This window comes from Paracoccus yeei ATCC BAA-599 (assembly GCF_000622145.1).
Classification (GTDB): domain Bacteria; phylum Pseudomonadota; class Alphaproteobacteria; order Rhodobacterales; family Rhodobacteraceae; genus Paracoccus; species Paracoccus yeei.
Map to the genome: position 1 here is coordinate 195,436 of NZ_JHWH01000008.1, position 15,592 is coordinate 211,027.

13 protein-coding genes are annotated in these 15,592 nt (G+C 67.5%); 3 read left to right on the top strand and 10 right to left on the bottom strand.

Annotation, left to right across the window (positions count from 1 at the left end; all coding sequences use genetic code 11):
• The 6 genes from BU28_RS0106145 to BU28_RS0106170 all read right to left on the bottom strand — a co-directional run bounded on the left by BU28_RS0106145 (position 1) and on the right by BU28_RS0106170 (position 6,150).
• Positions 1 to 903 carry a polysaccharide deacetylase family protein gene (locus BU28_RS0106145; protein WP_028718699.1) on the bottom strand — a complete coding sequence of 301 codons (903 nt, stop codon included), beginning with the start codon at positions 901 to 903 and terminating at the stop codon, positions 1 to 3.
• The gene (locus tag BU28_RS0106150) at positions 903 to 1,940 is read right to left on the bottom strand and encodes an asparaginase (protein WP_028718700.1); all 1,038 of its coding nucleotides are present in this window, start codon (positions 1,938 to 1,940) and stop codon (positions 903 to 905) included. The genes BU28_RS0106145 and BU28_RS0106150 overlap by 1 nt, the downstream gene beginning before the upstream one ends.
• Position 1,941: 1 nt before the next feature.
• Positions 1,942 to 3,057 carry an ABC transporter ATP-binding protein gene (locus BU28_RS0106155; RefSeq protein ID WP_028718701.1) on the bottom strand — a complete coding sequence of 372 codons (1,116 nt, stop codon included), beginning with the start codon at positions 3,055 to 3,057 and terminating at the stop codon, positions 1,942 to 1,944.
• Positions 3,054 to 3,896, bottom strand: a complete 843-nt coding sequence (locus tag BU28_RS0106160; RefSeq protein WP_028718702.1) for an ABC transporter permease — start codon at positions 3,894 to 3,896, stop codon at positions 3,054 to 3,056. Before BU28_RS0106160 ends, BU28_RS0106155 begins: the two co-directional genes overlap by 4 nt.
• 9 nt (positions 3,897 to 3,905) lie before the next feature.
• On the bottom strand, positions 3,906 to 4,781 hold the full coding sequence (locus tag BU28_RS0106165) for an ABC transporter permease (RefSeq protein WP_036762099.1): 876 nt from the start codon (positions 4,779 to 4,781) through the stop codon (positions 3,906 to 3,908).
• Positions 4,782 to 4,851: 70 nt separating this feature from the next.
• Positions 4,852 to 6,150, bottom strand: a complete 1,299-nt coding sequence (locus BU28_RS0106170; RefSeq protein ID WP_028718704.1) for an ABC transporter substrate-binding protein — start codon at positions 6,148 to 6,150, stop codon at positions 4,852 to 4,854.
• Positions 6,151 to 6,392: 242 nt separating this feature from the next.
• Here BU28_RS0106170 and BU28_RS24110 point away from each other — a divergent pair, with 242 nt between their 5' ends.
• Positions 6,393 to 7,415, top strand: a complete 1,023-nt coding sequence (locus BU28_RS24110) for a GntR family transcriptional regulator (protein WP_051577851.1) — start codon at positions 6,393 to 6,395, stop codon at positions 7,413 to 7,415.
• Entirely contained in the window at positions 7,408 to 8,574 is a 1,167-nt protein-coding gene (locus BU28_RS0106180) for an ABC transporter substrate-binding protein (RefSeq protein ID WP_028718705.1), read from the top strand. Before BU28_RS24110 ends, BU28_RS0106180 begins: the two co-directional genes overlap by 8 nt.
• 9 nt (positions 8,575 to 8,583) lie before the next feature.
• Here BU28_RS0106180 and BU28_RS0106185 read toward each other — a convergent pair whose 3' ends face one another.
• A complete protein-coding gene (locus BU28_RS0106185; protein ID WP_028718706.1) occupies positions 8,584 to 9,048 on the bottom strand; it encodes an Lrp/AsnC family transcriptional regulator in 465 nt (154 codons plus the stop codon).
• A 109-nt stretch (positions 9,049 to 9,157) separates the two neighbouring features.
• On the opposite strand from BU28_RS0106185, the gene putA reads away from it, so the two are divergent.
• On the top strand, positions 9,158 to 12,562 hold the full coding sequence (gene putA / locus BU28_RS0106190; RefSeq protein WP_028718707.1) for a bifunctional proline dehydrogenase/L-glutamate gamma-semialdehyde dehydrogenase PutA: 3,405 nt from the start codon (positions 9,158 to 9,160) through the stop codon (positions 12,560 to 12,562).
• A gap of 103 nt (positions 12,563 to 12,665) precedes the next feature.
• Here the strand turns inward: putA and BU28_RS22150 are convergent, their stop codons facing one another.
• The 3 genes from BU28_RS22150 to BU28_RS0106205 form a co-directional block, all read right to left on the bottom strand.
• Positions 12,666 to 14,165: an FAD-dependent oxidoreductase gene (locus BU28_RS22150; RefSeq protein WP_051577852.1), complete on the bottom strand. Its 1,500-nt coding sequence runs from the start codon at positions 14,163 to 14,165 to the stop codon at positions 12,666 to 12,668.
• Positions 14,166 to 14,175: 10 nt separating this feature from the next.
• Entirely contained in the window at positions 14,176 to 15,201 is a 1,026-nt protein-coding gene (locus tag BU28_RS0106200) for a quaternary amine ABC transporter ATP-binding protein (RefSeq protein WP_028718708.1), read from the bottom strand.
• On the bottom strand, positions 15,194 to 15,592 hold a 399-nt coding region (locus BU28_RS0106205; RefSeq protein WP_028718709.1), incomplete at its 5' end, for an ABC transporter permease. The genes BU28_RS0106205 and BU28_RS0106200, both read right to left, overlap by 8 nt.

Genomic DNA, 15,592 nt, shown 5'->3' on the forward strand with positions numbered 1-15,592 from the left:
TCAGATCACCTCGGGCCGCTTGTCCGAGGCGAAGGGATAGCGCTTGCGGAAATCGTCGGCGATCTCCTCGAAGGTGGCCCATTCGATGCCGTCGTGGCCGTTGATGTATTCGATCAGCCGTTCCAGCATCAGCAGCACCTGCGGACGGCCGGATACATCCGGGTGGATGGTGAAGGCAAAGACGGCATAGTCCATCTCACGGTAAACCCAGTCGAACTGGTCGCGCCACAGTTCCTCGATGTCGCGGGGATTGACGAAGCCGTGGCTGTTCGGCGCCTTCTTCATGAACATCATCGGCGGCAGGTCGTCGACATACCAGTTGGCGGCGATATCGACCAGGTCGATTTCCTTGCCGTGCTTCAGCGGGTGCATCCAGTCCTTGGCCTGCTTGGTATAGTCGATGACGTTCCATTCGTCGCCGACGCGGGCATAGAACGGCTGAAAGTCGCGGTAGCCCTGCGAGTGGTCATAGCTGAAGCCGTATTTCTGCAACAGCGCGGCGGTCGAGTTCGACATTTCCCACCACGGCGCGACATAGCCGCGCGGCGCGCGCCCGGTCAGTCCCTCGATCAGCTCGATGGACTTGACCAGCACGTCCTCTTCCTGCTGGGGGGTCATGGCGATGGGGTTCTCATGCAGATAGCCGTGGGCGCCGATCTCATGCCCGGCATCGACGATCATCCGCATCTCGTCCGGGAAGGTTTCCAGCGAATGGCCGGGGATGAAGAAGCTGGTGCGCAGGTCGTATTTCTTGAACAGCCGCAGCAGGCGCGGGATGCCGACCTCGGTCGCGAAGATGCCGCGCTGGATGTCCGAGGGGCTGTCGCCGCCGCCATAGGACCCGATCCAGCCGGCGACCGAATCGATGTCGGTGCCGAATGCGCAATAGATTTTCTTGGCCATCATAGCCTCCCTGTTGAGGTGTTGTCGGGATCGTCGGTGCCGCGGGCGTCCGCCGCGGAGCGCCAGGACAGGTCGGTGAAGCGGTCGAAACGCTCGGGCGCCCCGGTCATCAGCGCCAGCATCAGCACCAGCCGCGCCTTCAGCGCGTCAAGATCGCCGCTGCCGCGCAGGCCCCGCTTCAGCAGGTCGATTTCGCCCCCGACCTGGCCATAGGTCCGCGACAGCACGCGCCCGCCCCGGGTGCGGCTGGAAAAGACCACCGGGATGCGGCGGGCGGCGTCGGTCAGCGGCTCCAGCCAGGACGACAGCACATGGCCGCCGCCCGCCAGGTCCAGCACAAGGCCCGCCGCGCCGGCGGCCAGTGCCGCCTCGACCAGCAGCGGCGGGTCGGAAAGGCCGGGCTTGAGGATCGGGACGAAGGGCAGGGCGGCCTTCAGCGCCGGGTCAAAGGTTGGGCTGCGCGGCGGGCGGGCGTAAAGCGCGGGCCGCCCCTCGGCCATCCAGCCCAGGGGGGCGGGGGACCAGAACGCCCCGGTCGAGGAGGTGTCGCGCTTTTGCACCCAGGCGGCCGGGTGGATCACGTCATCAAAGGCGACCATCACCCCGAGGTCGCGGCATTGCGGATCGGCGGCGCAGGCGACGGCGGCGAACAGGTTCGCCGCCCCGTCGGCCCCCGGCACCGAAGGGTTGCGCATCGCCCCCGTCACCACCACCGGGACGCTGCCCCGGTGCAGCAGGTGCAGCAGAAAGGCGGTTTCCTCGATGGTGTCGGTGCCCTGGGTGACGACGATGCCGGCGGCGCCCTGATCCTCATGCGCGCGGATCGCGGCGGCCAGTTCGATCACCAGCGGCAGGCCGATCTCGGTCGAGGGGACGTTCGACAGGTTTCGCGCCTGAACATCGGCCAGGGCGGCCAGCTGGGGGACGGCCGCCACCAGGTCGGCGCCGGTCAGGCCGGGCGCGACGCCGGACCCCGCGCTGTCGGGCGTGCAGGCGATGGTGCCGCCCAGGGCGATGATCTGGACTTGGGGCTTCATCCTAGTCCTCGTGCGGCGTGCCGGCCGAATTGTTCGTGCCGGGCAGGTAATGGTTCAGCGCCGGGTCCCAGGCGGCATGGACCGTCTCGCCCACCGCGCGGGGGCGGGCGAAGAATTCCTCGTCGTCCATGTAGATGATGAATTCCTCGCGCAGGCCGGTGTCCAGCGCGACCTTGACGAAGGTGCCCTGGTATTCGATGTTCACCACCTGCCCGGAAATGCCGTTGCGCGGGGCGGGCGCGTCGGCGGCGCGGATGCGGTCGCGGCGCACCGAAAAGCGCAGCTCCTGCCCGGTCTGCAGCCCCGCCGCGCCGGCGACGTCATAGGTCAGGCCGGTCGGCCCGGTCACGACCGCGCTGCCGTCCTCGGCGCGGGCGACGGTGCCGCCCAGCACGTTCTGGCCGCCCATGAAGCGGGCGACATAGGGGCTGTGCGGAAAATTGTAGATCTCGCGCGGGCTGGCGGCCTGTTCGATCAGGCCGTGGTCCATCACCACCACCTGGTCGGCCAGGGCGATCGCCTCGGGCTGGGTATGGGTGACGTGGATGAAGGTGATGCCCAGGTCGTTCTGCAACCGCTTCAGTTCGACCCGCATCTTCAGTCGCAGGAATTCGTCCAGCGCGGAAAGCGGCTCGTCCAGCAGCAGGACCTTGGGCTTGTTGATCAGCGCGCGGGCCAGGGCCACGCGCTGCTGCTGGCCGCCCGACAGCTCGGATGGCACGCGGTCGGCCAGATGCAAAAGCTGCACCCGATCCAGCATCTCGCGCGCGGCGCGGCGGCGTTCGTCCGCGCGGACGCCCTTGACGCGCAGGCTGAAGGCCACGTTATCGGTCAGCGACAGATGCGGGAACAGCGCATAGTTCTGAAACATCAGCGCCGTCCCCCGGCTGCCGGTGCGGGCCGTGGTCACGTCGGTGCCGCCGATCGAGATGGTGCCGGAGCTTGGGGTTTCGTGCCCGGCGATCATCCGCAGCAGCGTCGTCTTGCCGCAGCCCGAGGGGCCGATCATGCAGCAATAGGCCCCGCCGTCGATGGTCAGATCGACATTGTTGACGGCTTTCACCGGGCCGTAAAGCTTGGTGACGTTGCGGATGTCGATGCGGCTTTGTTCTGTCATTCGGTTTTTCCCCGCTTGGCGCGCGACCGCTGCCTCTGGATGACGGCGATGGCACCGAAGGCCAGAGCGATCACCAGGAAGCTGACGGCCGAGGTCACCGTGCCGATGGCGTAAAGCGCCGGCGTGGTGACATTCGTGGTCATGTTCGAGATTTCGATGGGCAGCGTGTTCTTGCCCCCCACGGTCAGCAGCGACCGCGGCATTTCGTCATAGGACAGCGTAAAGCCGAACAGGGCGACGGCGATCAGCCCGGGGAACAGGATCGGCACCGTGACCAGGCCCAGCACCTGCCAGGGCCGGGCGCCCGCGTCGCGGGCCGCTTCCTCCCACGATCCGTCGAAGCGGTTCAGCACGGCGAACATGATCAGCAGGCCAAAAGGCAGCGTCCAACTGAGATGCGCGCCCAGGCCTGACAGCCACCAGCTCAGCCGCAGGCCAAGCAGCTGGAACAGCTGGCTGATGCCCAGGCCCAGCAGGATGCCCGGCACGATCAGGCTGATGATCGACAGGTAGAACAGCGGCCCCGCCCCCCAGAAGCGGCGGCGAAAGCCCAGCGCCGCGAACAGGCAGACCGTCGCGGTGATGACCATCGCCATCAGTCCCAGCACAAGCGACCGGCGGAATGCGCCGCCAAGGTCGCCATAGCGGCTGGAGGACCACAGGTCATGGAACCAGTGCGTCGAGACGCCGCGCATCGGGAATGTCAGCCCGCCCGTCGGTCCCTGGAAGCTGAGGATGAAGATCATCAGCATCGGACCGTACAGGAACAGGACGAACAGCGCGAAGAAGGCCGCGAGGATATAGAAATCGACGCCGCGGCGGGTGGATGACTGTGCCATGATCGCCCCCTACTTCGCCAGTTCGGCGCGGATGTCGACCACCCGCAGGATGGCCGAGACCATCAGCACCACCACCACGATCAGCAGCACCGCCAGGGCCGAGGCCTGCGGATAGAACAGCTGGTCGATCTGGTTCTTCATCGCCGAGACGACCGAGGCGCTTTGCCCACCGCTCATCACCCGGACGACGAAGAAATCGCCCATCACCAGCGTCACGACAAAAATCGACCCCAGCGCGATCCCGGTCTTGGACAGCGGGATGATGACGGATGTCAGGATCTGCCAGGAACTGGCGCCGGCGTCGCGCGCCGCCTCGATCAGGTTCGGGTTGATCTTGGCCATGCTGTTGAAGATCGGGACGATCATGAACAGCGTGAACAGGTGGACATAGGTCAGCACCACTGCGAAATCCGAATACAGCAGGATATCCAGCGGCTGCCGGATCAGCCCGGCCTGCATCAGCATCTGGTTGAACAGCCCCTCGCGCCCCAGGAAGGGGATCCAGCTGACCATGCGGATCACGTTCGAGGTCCAGAACGGAATCGTGCACAGCAGGAAAAGCCCGATCTGCCATTTCAGGTTGCGGACGTGAAAGACCAGGAAATACGAACAGGTGAACCCGATCAGCACCGTCGCCACCAGCACCATCGCTGCGTATTTCAGCGTGTTCAGGAACAGGGTCAGCGTGACGCCGGCGGTCAGCACGTCGTGGTAGTTCTGCCAGGTGAAGGCGGGATAGACCGAGATCCCGTCGGATTCCCAGAAGCTCAGCATGACCACGGTGCCGATGGGGATGCCCACCATCGCCAGCATGATGAAGGCCAGCGGAGCGACCTGCAGATAGGGGGCCAGGCGCGATCCGCTGCCGGACGATTTGGCGGACATGGCGGTTCTCCGAACAGAGGCGTTCTTCAGGAAGGGCGGCGCGTGTGGTGCCACGCCGCCCGCCCGGCGCTCAGGCCGAGACGAACTCGTTCCAGCGCTGGACCATGTAGCGCTCTTCGTCCATCACCGTGTTCCAGCAGGCGACATGGCCCATGCGGTCCTGGAACGACCCGCCGTCGCGCACGGCGCCGGCCTTGTCCATCACCGCGCCGTAAGGGTCCAGGATGTCCTCGGTCGCGGGCTTGCCTTCGTACCAGTAGCCGACCTCGTTCGGGGTCAGGTTCGCCAAGGCGGTTTCGGGAACCGAGGAATAATAGCCCTGCCGCGCGATGAAGGCGCCCTGCCAGCCGGACAGATACCAGTTCAGGTATTCGTAGGCCGCTTCCAGCTTCACGCCTTCCAGGTGCCCCATCAGGCCCATGCCAAGGCCCCAGCCGCGATAGCCTTCCTTGAGGCCCTGATAGACGCATTGCAGCCCGCGCGACTTGACCGCCGTCACGGCGGGCGACCACATCGACTGGATCACCACCTCGCCCGCGGCCATCAGGTTCACGGATTCGTCGAATGTGCTCCAGAAGGCGCGGAACTGGCCGGCCTTCTTCAGCTCGATCAGGCGGTTGATGGTGTGGTCGATCTCCTCTCGGGTCATGTTGCCCTTGTCGGCATAGGTGATCTCGCCCATCGCCTCGAGCGCCATGGCGGCGTCCATGATGCCGATCTGGGGGATGTTCACCAGGGCGGTCTTGCCCTTGAACTCGGGGTTGAAAAGCTCGGCCCAGCTTTCCACCGGCCGCCCGATCAGGTCCGAGCGGATGCCCAGCGTGTCGGCGTTGTAGATGGTGGGCATGGTGGTGGCGTAATCGGTCGCCTCGGTCGCGAAACTGGTGTCGCCGGGGCCGCCGGTGTACATCACCTCGAACGGCATGGTGCCCTGGCGCGACAGGTCCGAGCCGTCGAAGTTCTTGCCGTCCCGCATCAGCGGCGTCATCTTGGACCACAGCTTGATCTTGGCGATCTCGACCGGCTGCAGCTTGCCCGAACGCCAGACCTTCTGCATCGCCCAGAATTCCAGGTCGGCGATGTCGATGGTTTCGGGCTGGGTGACCACCTTGGCCATCAGCGCGGTGCTGTCGGCGGTCTGCGGCACGATCTTGAAGCCCAGGTCGGCGCTGGCCTTTTCCGCGATGTCGGCGATCACCGAATAAGAGGGGCCCACCTGGTTCAGGGTCACGTCCTTGATGGTCTGGGCCCAGATCATCGGTGCGCCGATGGCACCCGATCCCAGCGCCGCCCCGGTGGCCGCGGCCGTGGTCTTCAGAAAGCGGCGACGCGTCAGCCCCGCGCGATCCTGTCTGTCAGATTGCGTCATCTCATATCTCCCCGTTGGATCCCCGTGACCATCGCACGGACAGCGCCGGCCCGGGCCAGTTCGGCGGCCTTCTGGAGTCGGCATCGACAAGCATACGGTAGCAAACTGTATTTAGGATGCAATGCACATTTCCATTTGCGCGACCAGAATGGCGGGCGCAAGATCGCGGACGGGGGCAGGTGCGGAACCCTGGGCCGTTTGCCTGAAAATCCGCCCGGTTCTTGTGCAGGAAGTGGATCGCGATGACCTTGGGCAAGGCGCAGGACCAGGCGGGGGGCGCAGGGGGGGCGTTCTTCTATGCCTCGGTGCGCGATCTGCTTGCAGGCAAGATCCGGACCGGCGAACTGCCCGCCGGCACCGTCCTGAAGGAGGCGCGGATTTCCAGCCAGCTGGGGATGAGCCGGGCGCCCGTGCGCCGGGCGCTGGCCATGCTGGCCCAGCAGGGGCTGGTCACGCGGGCATCGGGCCAGGGCTATGTCGTGGGCCGGTCGGGTACCCCGCTGCGCCTGTCCTCGCGTCACCTGCACCAGATCCTGACGGCCGAGGCGGACGACATCGAGCGCACGGCTTCGTGGGAGCGGATCTTTTCGCAGGTTGCCGAAACCGTCACCGCCTGCATGCCCTTCGGCACCTTCCGCATCCAGGAAACCGAACTGGGCGATTTCCACAATGTCAGCCGCACCGTCGCGCGCGAGGTCCTGTGGCGCCTGATGGACCGGCGGCTGATCGAAAAGAACCGCAAGTCGCACTGGATCGTCGGGCAGATGACGGCGCGGGACCTGCGCGACACCCTGCAGATGCGCCGCCTGCTTGAGCCCGAGGCCCTGGCCCAGGTCGCCCCCGGCCTGCCCGCCGAACGGTCTGCGGCGCTGCTTTCCCAGGTCGAGGCCGCGATCCAGGCGTTTCCGGCCTGCGGCGCCGCCGCGTTGGACAGGCTGGAGCAGGCGATGTTCGTCGAGATGTACGAGGGCGTGCGCAATTCGCGCTTGCTCGGCTCGATCCGCCGGAACCAGTTGTCGCTTCTGGTCCCGCGCCTGTTCCGGCGCCATTTCCCGATCATCGACGACCTGCCTGCGCTGCACGAATATGCGGGGATCCTGCGCCATCTGGGGCGGGACCAGATCGGCCAGGCGCAGGGCTTGCTGCACGCCCATCTGCTGCGGGTCGAAGCGCTGACCCTGGCCCGGCTGCGCGTCCTGTCGCTGCTGGAGCCGCCGGACCTTGCCCCCTACATGGCGCCCGTCTATCGGGGCCGCGATGGCTGAGGCGCTCAGGGTCATCGGCACTTCGGCCACGCTGACCGGCGCGCTGCGCCGGCAGGCGCATGCCGACCTGGACTTTCCGATCGAATTCGAGGTGCTGGACGGGCTCGCTTGCCAAAGCCGGGGCGTGCTGTCGCCGGAAAGCTATGACGTCTATGACCAGTGGTTCCATTCCCTGGACCTGCTGTGGACGGCGGGGTCGATCCAGGCCATCGACACCGGCCGCATCGGACGCTGGCCGCAGGTCCGCTCCTCGGGCGTGTTCGGGGGGGCGGGGCAGGGCTTCGGCACGCGTCCCGGGGATGTCCTGTTCGTCCAGCCCGACCGCACCCTGTCGGCCGTGCCCGCCTCGGCGGTGCCGCCGATCTCGATGCTGCCGACGTCCTACAACGTGGACAGCTTTGCCTATATGCCCGAACTGGCCGCCCACCGCCGCCCGGATGAACCGGAAAGCTGGGCCTGGCTTCTGGACGAACGCTGGCACGGCCGCTGCGCGCTCAGCCTGGACCCGGCGGCCAGCGCGGTCGAACTGGCCATGGCGGTCGAGGCGGCCGGCCTGATGCGGGTCGGCGATCCGGGCGACCTGACCGTCGAGGAGATCGACGAGATGTTCGGCCATCTGATGGCGCGCAAGCGCAGCGGGCATTTCAGCCGCTTCTGGACCTCGGCCGAGGATTCGATCCGGCTTTTGTCCACCTCGGGCTGCGTCGTCTCGTCGCTGTGGTCCCCGGCCTATTACGGCATGAGAAAGCTTGGCTTCGATCTGACCTATGCCGCCCCGGCCGAGGGCTATCGCGGGTGGCATTCCGGCATGTGCCTGTCGGCCGCGGCGCAGGGTGCGCGGCTTGAGATGGCCTATCGCTATCTGAATTGGTGGCTGGACGGCGTGCCTGGCGCGATCATGGCCCGCCAGGGCTATTACATGTCGGTGCCCGAGCCCCTGCGCGACACGCTGACCGGCGAGGAATGGGATTACTGGTATGGCGGGCTGCCCGCCGCCGCCGACCTGCCCGACATGGAGGGGCGGGTCGTCGTCCGCAAGGGCGAGTGCCGCGAAGGGGGCGGCTATCACCAGCGCCTGGCCAAGGTCCGGGTCTGGAGCACGATCATGCCCGAACACAATTACCTAGTCCGGCGCTGGCACGAATTCCAGCAGGCCTGACGCCGCCCCTTAGCCCAGGTTGAAGTTCTGCTCGACCACGGCCTCCATGGACACATGGCTTGACGTGTTGCTGATGTGGGGCAGGATCGAGATCTTCTCGGCAAGGATCTGGCGGAAATGGGCCATGTCACGCGAACGCACCTTCAGCAGGTAATCGCAGCCACCGGCGATCATGTAGCATTCCTCGACCTCGGGGATGGCGCGGACGGCGGTGTTGAACTGCTGCAGCGCGTGTTCGCGCGTGTCGTTCATGCTGACCTCGAGATAGGTGACATTGGTCAGTCCCAGCTTCAGCGGGGACAGGATCGCGCGATAGCCGGTGATCAGGCCGATCTCCTCCATGTGCCGGATGCGCAGCGCGACGGGCGTCTTGGACAGCCCCACCTTGCGCGCCAGTTCCGCGACCGGGATGCGGGCGTTCTGGGTCAATTCCTCAAGAATTTTCCAATCCACCGGGTCCAGCCTGTCCTGCATCCTGTCATCGCCCTGAAAAATGTTCCGTTCGCCTAGCAAATAGCACATCTTCGGGCACATGGACCATGGGACATGTGGTATCACTGCCGCAACGAACCAGGAGATCCGCATGTCGTCATCCGTCAGCCCCACCGTGTTTTCGACCGAAGCCAAGTTCGCGGATGAAGCGGCGCTTCTGGACCGGCTGGTCGCCCAGGCCGCGCTGAGCCCCGCCGCGCGCGCCCAGATCACCGCCCGCGCCGCCGATCTGGTGCGCCGCATCCGGGCCGAGGCCAAGCCCAGCCTGATGGAGCATTTCCTGTCGGAATACGGGCTGTCCACGCGCGAGGGCGTGGCGCTGATGTGCCTGGCCGAGGCGATGCTGCGCGTTCCCGACCGCCAGACCATCGACGCGCTGATCGAGGACAAGATCGCCCCCTCGGACTGGGGCAGGCACCTGGGCGAGGCGACCTCGTCGCTGGTCAACGCCTCGACCTGGGCCCTGATGCTGACCGGCAAGGTGCTGGACGACGACCAGGCCGGCACGCTGCGCCGGATGGTCCGCCGCCTGGGCGAGCCGGTGATCCGTTCCGCCGTCGGCCGCGCGATGAAGGAAATGGGCCGCCAGTTCGTGCTGGGCCAGACCATCGAGGCCGCGCTGGACCGCGCCCGCACCCGCGAAAAGCAGGGCTTCACCTATAGCTACGACATGCTGGGCGAGGCGGCGATGACCGGCGCCGACGCCGCACGCTATGACCGCGCCTATGCCGACGCCATCGCGGCCATCGCCAAGGCCTGCGACAAGGGCTCGGTCCAGATGAACCCCGGCATCTCGATCAAGCTTTCGGCGCTGCATCCGCGCTATGAAGTGGCGCAGGAAGCGCGCGTCATGGCCGAACTGGTGCCGGTGGTGCTGCGGCTGGCGCAACAGGCCAAGGCGGCCGGCATGGGCATGAACATCGACGCCGAGGAACAGGACCGGCTGGTGCTGTCCCTGAAGGTGATCGAGGCGGTGCTGTCGGACCCCTCGCTGGCCGGATGGGACGGGTTCGGCGTGGTGGTGCAGGCCTATGGCAAGCGCGCCGGCCAGACCATCGACTGGCTTTACGATACCGCCGTGCGTCTGGACCGCAAGATCATGGTGCGGCTGGTCAAGGGCGCCTATTGGGACACCGAGATCAAGCGCGCCCAGGTCGAGGGTTTCCCCGGCTTTCCGCTGTTCACCAGCAAGGTCGCGACCGATGTCAGCTATATCGCCAATGCCCGCAAGCTGATCGGCTACGGCGACCGGATCTATCCGCAATTCGCCACCCACAACGCCCAGACCGTCGCCGCCATTCTGGAAATGGCCCAGGGCGTCGAGTTCGAATTCCAGCGCCTGCACGGCATGGGCGAGCGGCTGCATGACATCGTCCTGCGCGAGACGAAAGGCCGCTGCCGGATCTACGCGCCCGTCGGTGCGCATCGCGACCTGCTGGCCTATCTGGTCCGCCGCCTGTTGGAAAACGGCGCGAACAGCAGCTTCGTCAACCGGATCGTTGACGAAGCCATCCCGCCCGAGGAGGTCGCCCGCGACCCCTTCGACGCGCTGGCGACGGCGCGCCCGCCGCGTTCGCTGCTGACCCCGCAGGCCCTGTTCGGCGATGACCGCCCGAACTCGACGGGTTTCGACCTGAGCGACGAGCAGGTGCTGGCCGCGATCGAGGCCAGGCGCGACCTGCCCATTCCCGATGCGCTGCCGCAGACCGTCTCGGAGCCGACCGGCACGCGGCAGGATGTGGTGAACCCGGCCACCGGCGAAAAGATCGCCGAGGTGCTGATGGTCGATGCCGAAACCGCGGGGCGTGCCATTGACGACGCCCGCATCTGGGACGCCCCGGCGGCGGAACGCGCCGCCGTGCTGCGCCGCGCCGCCGACCTTTACGAGGAAAACCACGCCCGCATTTTTGGCATCCTGGGCCGAGAGGCCGGCAAGACCCTGGGCGACGCCGTGGCCGAACTGCGCGAGGCGGTCGATTTCCTGCGCTATTACGCGAGCGAGGGCGAGGCGAGCCCGCAGCCCCCGCGCGGCATCGTCGGCGCGATCAGCCCGTGGAACTTTCCGCTGGCGATCTTTACCGGCCAGATCGCGGCGGCGCTGATGGCGGGGAATGCCGTCATCGCCAAGCCGGCCGAGCCGACGCCGGTGATCGCGATGCTGGGGGTGCAATTGCTGCACCAGGCCGGCGTGCCAAAAACCGCGCTGCAACTGCTGCCGGGACGCGGCAGCGTGGTGGGCACGGCCATGACCTCGGACCCGCGTGTGGCGGGGGTGGTCTTTACCGGCTCGACCGAGACGGCGCAGACCATCGCCCGGACCATGGCCGCGAACCTGGAACCCGGCACGCCGCTAATCGCCGAAACCGGCGGGCTGAACGCGATGGTGGTCGATTCGACCGCCCTGCCGGAACAGGCGGTGCGCGATGTGGTGGCCTCGAGCTTCCGGTCGGCGGGGCAGCGCTGTTCGGCCCTGCGCTGCCTGTACGTCCAGGAAGACATCGCCCCGCATCTGATCGAGATGATCAAGGGCGCGATGGACGAACTGACCGTGGGCGACCCCTGGGCGCTGTCGACCGACGTGGGCCCGGTGATCGACCCCAAGGCGCAAAAGGACATCGCCGGCTATATCGAGGCCAACGGCAACCGCGTGCTGCACAAGCTGGACGTGCCGGACCAGGGCTACTTCATCCCGCCGACGCTGCTGAAGGTCGGCGGCATCGCCGACCTCGAGCGCGAGATCTTCGGCCCGGTCCTGCATGTCGCGACCTTCCGGGGCGACGATCTGGATCAGGTCGTGGCCGACATCAACGCGCGCGGCTTCGGGCTGACCTTTGGCCTGCACACCCGCATCGACAGCCGCGTGCAAGAGGTCTCGGACGCGATCCATGTCGGCAACATCTACGTCAACCGCAACCAGATCGGCGCCGTCGTGGGCAGCCAGCCCTTTGGCGGCGAGGGGCTGTCGGGTACCGGGCCCAAGGCCGGCGGGCCGCGCTATGTGCCGCGCTTCTTCGCGCCCGGCGCGCCGGCGGCCATCGGCATGGCGTGGAAGGCGCCGGCCGATGAGGCCCGGCTGCGCAGTGCCCTGTCGGCCGCCGCAGTCCCGAAAAGGATCGAAGAGCGGCTGATGCCCGGCCCCACCGGAGAGCTGAACCGGCTGTCCGCCCACGCTCGGGGCCCGGTCCTGTGTCTGGGTCCGGGCCGGGCGGCCGCCGCCGCGCAGGGGACCGCGGTCGAGCGGCTGGGCGGCATCGCCGTTGCTGCCGATGGCGATGTCGCGCCCGCGCTGCTGACCCAGATGCCGCAGCTTTCCGCGGTGCTGTGGTGGGGCGACGAGGCGCGCGGCCGCGCCTATGCCGCGGCGCTTGCGGACCGCGATGGCGAAATCGTGCAGCTGATCACCGCCATGCCCGACCTGGCCCATGTCGCCCACGAACGCCACCTGTGCGTGGACACCACCGCAGCCGGGGGCAATGCCGCGCTGCTGGCGGGCTGAACCGGGCAAGGGGGCCCCGCGCGGGTTCCCGCCCGAACGGGCGGGTGACGCCATGGCAAAGGGGACCCCGCGGGGTCCCCTTTCTTGCGCGCCGACGCGCGGCTCAGGCGGCGGTTGCGGCTTGGGGGCGCATGGGCGGGTTGATCCGCTCGACCTCGGCGGCAAAGCGGCGCAATTCCTCGTGCCGGCGCTCCTCGCTCCAGCCCATGGCGGCCGCCATGACATGGGACAACCCCTCGGCCCGGGCATGGCCCAGATCGGGGCCCAGCCCATCGGGCAGGCGGCGGCGGACCAGGTCGGCCAGGGTCACGACATGTTCGGCCTGCAGCAATGCCTCGATCCCGGCGCGGGTCGCGGGCGGTTCGGGCTTCAGGATGGTGCCTTGGGGCGCCGCGCCGCGCTTGCCCAGCCGCCGTTCGACGGCCCGGGCCGCCAGCCGCGCCGCGTGGCGATGCAGCATGATGGTCGAGCCGGTGATCGCCAGCAGCCGGGGCCGCGCCGCATCCTCGACCACGCGAACCGGCAGGACGGTCGTCCGGCCATCCTGGGTCGAGGTCGGACGCACGCCGCACCAGGCATGGATCACGTGGCTGCGGTCCAGTCCCAGCCGGGGGAACAGCAGGTTCGCCTCGGCCAGGATATAGTCGATCTCGGCCTCGTCGACCGTCACGGTGTCGGGGTCGGCTGTGACGACGGTTTCGGTCGGACCGATGAAATGCAGGTCCCGCCAGGGAAAGACATAGAAGGGCTCGCCCTTGCTGGAGAACGCCTCCAGCCCCAGGCCGCGGAAGCGGTCGGGCAGGCGGATCATGACGTTGACGCCCTTGACGCCCAGGACGCGCGGGCCGGTTCCGCCGCCCGGCACCCGGTCGATCCAGGGACCTGCGGCGTTCACCACCAGATCGGCCGTGACCCGGGCCGTGCCCGCCGCACCGGGCGCGCGTTCGGCCAGCGAAACCTGCCAGCGCCGGTCCAGCCGGTCGATCCCGGTGACCGCGGTGTAGGTGCGGATCGTCGCGCCGCGCCGTTCGGCATCCAGCGCGGTGTCGACGCAGATGCGTTCGGGCCAGGCATACATGTATTCCTGAAACAGCCCCACGCCCGTCAGCGGCCCGCCCAGTTCGGCGGCAAGCGCGCTTGCGCCCCCCACGTCGGCCGTCCGGCGATAGGCCAGCGGGACCCGCCAGCCGCCAAGCGCCTCGACCAGCTTGAAGCCCAGATCGACCAGCCAGGCCGGATAGCGGTCGCCGCGCCGGAAGGGATAATGGAAATCGTGCCGCGTCAGGTGCCCGGGCATCGACTGCACAAGCTCGGCCCGGCAGCGCATCACCTGGCGGGTATAGCGCAGGCGCTGCAGCATGTCGCGGGGCCGCAGCGCCATCTGCCACAGCGGATAGCGCGCCGCCAGGTAGCCAAGGCCCGAATACAGCATCCGGCTGGACCGCGCCGAGGTGCCCGAGGCGATGTCGCCCCGGTCCACCAGCAGGGTGCGATAGCCGCGCCCCGCCAGTTCGCGGGCCGTCGCGCAACCGACGGCGCCCGCGCCGACGATCACCACGTCGAAATGGACGGCATCGAGGTCGTCCAGCGTCGGTCGGGTCATGGCGCCCCCTCTATGCCCCGGCCGAAACCGAGATCGCGCGCTGCATCGACAGTCGCCCGACCGGCTTGCCGCTGGGGTCCTCGACGCCCAGGCTTTGCACGCCCCGGGCCATCATGTCGCGCAGCGCCTGCGTCAGGGTGATGTCGGACCGCACCACGGGTTCGGGCAGGGGCTCGCCGTTCAGGGGCTCCATCACCGAGGCCACCTGCACCACCTTGCCGCGGTCGACATGCTGGACGAAGTTCGCCACATAGTCGTCGGCCGGGTTCAGAACGATGTCCTGTCCGGTGCCCTGCTGAATGACCGAACCGTCGCGCAAAAGCGCGATGCGGTCGCCGATGCGCAAGGCCTCGTCAAGGTCGTGGGTGATGAAGACGATGGTTTTCCTGACCTCTTTCTGCAAATCCAGCAGGACGGTCTGCATGTCGTACCGGATCAGCGGGTCAAGGGCCGAATAGGCCTCGTCCATCAGCAGGATCGGCGCGTCGTTGGCCAGCGCGCGGGCCAGGCCCACCCGCTGCTGCATGCCGCCCGACAGCTGGCTGGGATACTTGGCCTCGAACCCTTTCAGGCCGACGCGCTCGATCCAGCGCATCGCGGTCTTGTGCCGGGTCGCCGAGTCGACGCCCTGCACTTCCAGCCCGTAGCCCACGTTTTCAAGGACCGTGCGGTGCGGCAGCAGGCCGAATTTCTGGAACACCATCGCCGTCTTGTGCATGCGGAACTGGCGCAGCACCTCGGGGGCCATCTGCACGACGTCCTGGCCCTCGATGACGATCTGGCCGGCGGTGGGCTCGATCAGCCGGTTGATGTGGCGGATCAGCGTCGACTTGCCCGAACCCGACAGGCCCATCACGACCTGGATCGCGCCGGCCGGGATCGAGATGTTGATGTCGCGCAGGCCCAGCACATGGCGGTGCTTGTCGTTCAACTCCTGCTTGGTCATGCCGCGGTTGACGGCATCGACGTACTCCGCTCCGCGCGCGCCGAAGATCTTGTAAAGGTTGCGGATCTCGATTCCGATGGGTTCAGACATGATGGCCTCCGCGGTGTTTCTGCAGGCGCTGGCCCCAGGCCTGGCTGATGCGGTCGAACAGGATCGCGATGCCGACGATGGCAAGCCCGTTGAAAAGCCCCAGCGTGAAATACTGGTTCGAGATCGCCTTCAGCACCGGCTGGCCCAGGCCCTGGACGCCGATCATGGATGCGATGACGACCATTGCCAGCGCCATCATGATGGTCTGGTTGATGCCGGCCATGATGGTGGGCAGGGCCAGCGGCAGCTCCGCCTTGATCAGGCGCTGCCATTTCGAGGACCCGAAGGCGTCGGCGGCCTCGAGCACTTCGCTGTCCACCTGGCGGATGCCCAGGTTCGTCAGCCGGATCATCGGCGGGATGGCGTAGATCACCACGGCGATCAGCCCCGG

What these genes read in the sequence shown, in the direction of transcription:
- BU28_RS0106145 (WP_028718699.1), bottom strand. Translation starts at nt 903, where the DNA reads ATGGCCAAGAAAATCTATTGCGCATTCGGCACCGACATCGATTCGGTC.
- BU28_RS0106150 (WP_028718700.1), bottom strand. Translation starts at nt 1,940, where the DNA reads ATGAAGCCCCAAGTCCAGATCATCGCCCTGGGCGGCACCATCGCCTGC.
- BU28_RS0106155 (WP_028718701.1), bottom strand. Translation starts at nt 3,057, where the DNA reads ATGACAGAACAAAGCCGCATCGACATCCGCAACGTCACCAAGCTTTAC.
- BU28_RS0106160 (WP_028718702.1), bottom strand. Translation starts at nt 3,896, where the DNA reads ATGGCACAGTCATCCACCCGCCGCGGCGTCGATTTCTATATCCTCGCG.
- BU28_RS0106165 (WP_036762099.1), bottom strand. Translation starts at nt 4,781, where the DNA reads ATGTCCGCCAAATCGTCCGGCAGCGGATCGCGCCTGGCCCCCTATCTG.
- BU28_RS0106170 (WP_028718704.1), bottom strand. Translation starts at nt 6,150, where the DNA reads ATGACGCAATCTGACAGACAGGATCGCGCGGGGCTGACGCGTCGCCGC.
- BU28_RS24110 (WP_051577851.1), top strand. Translation starts at nt 6,393, where the DNA reads ATGACCTTGGGCAAGGCGCAGGACCAGGCGGGGGGCGCAGGGGGGGCG.
- BU28_RS0106180 (WP_028718705.1), top strand. Translation starts at nt 7,408, where the DNA reads ATGGCTGAGGCGCTCAGGGTCATCGGCACTTCGGCCACGCTGACCGGC.
- BU28_RS0106185 (WP_028718706.1), bottom strand. Translation starts at nt 9,048, where the DNA reads ATGCAGGACAGGCTGGACCCGGTGGATTGGAAAATTCTTGAGGAATTG.
- putA (WP_028718707.1), top strand. Translation starts at nt 9,158, where the DNA reads ATGTCGTCATCCGTCAGCCCCACCGTGTTTTCGACCGAAGCCAAGTTC.
- BU28_RS22150 (WP_051577852.1), bottom strand. Translation starts at nt 14,165, where the DNA reads ATGACCCGACCGACGCTGGACGACCTCGATGCCGTCCATTTCGACGTG.
- BU28_RS0106200 (WP_028718708.1), bottom strand. Translation starts at nt 15,201, where the DNA reads ATGTCTGAACCCATCGGAATCGAGATCCGCAACCTTTACAAGATCTTC.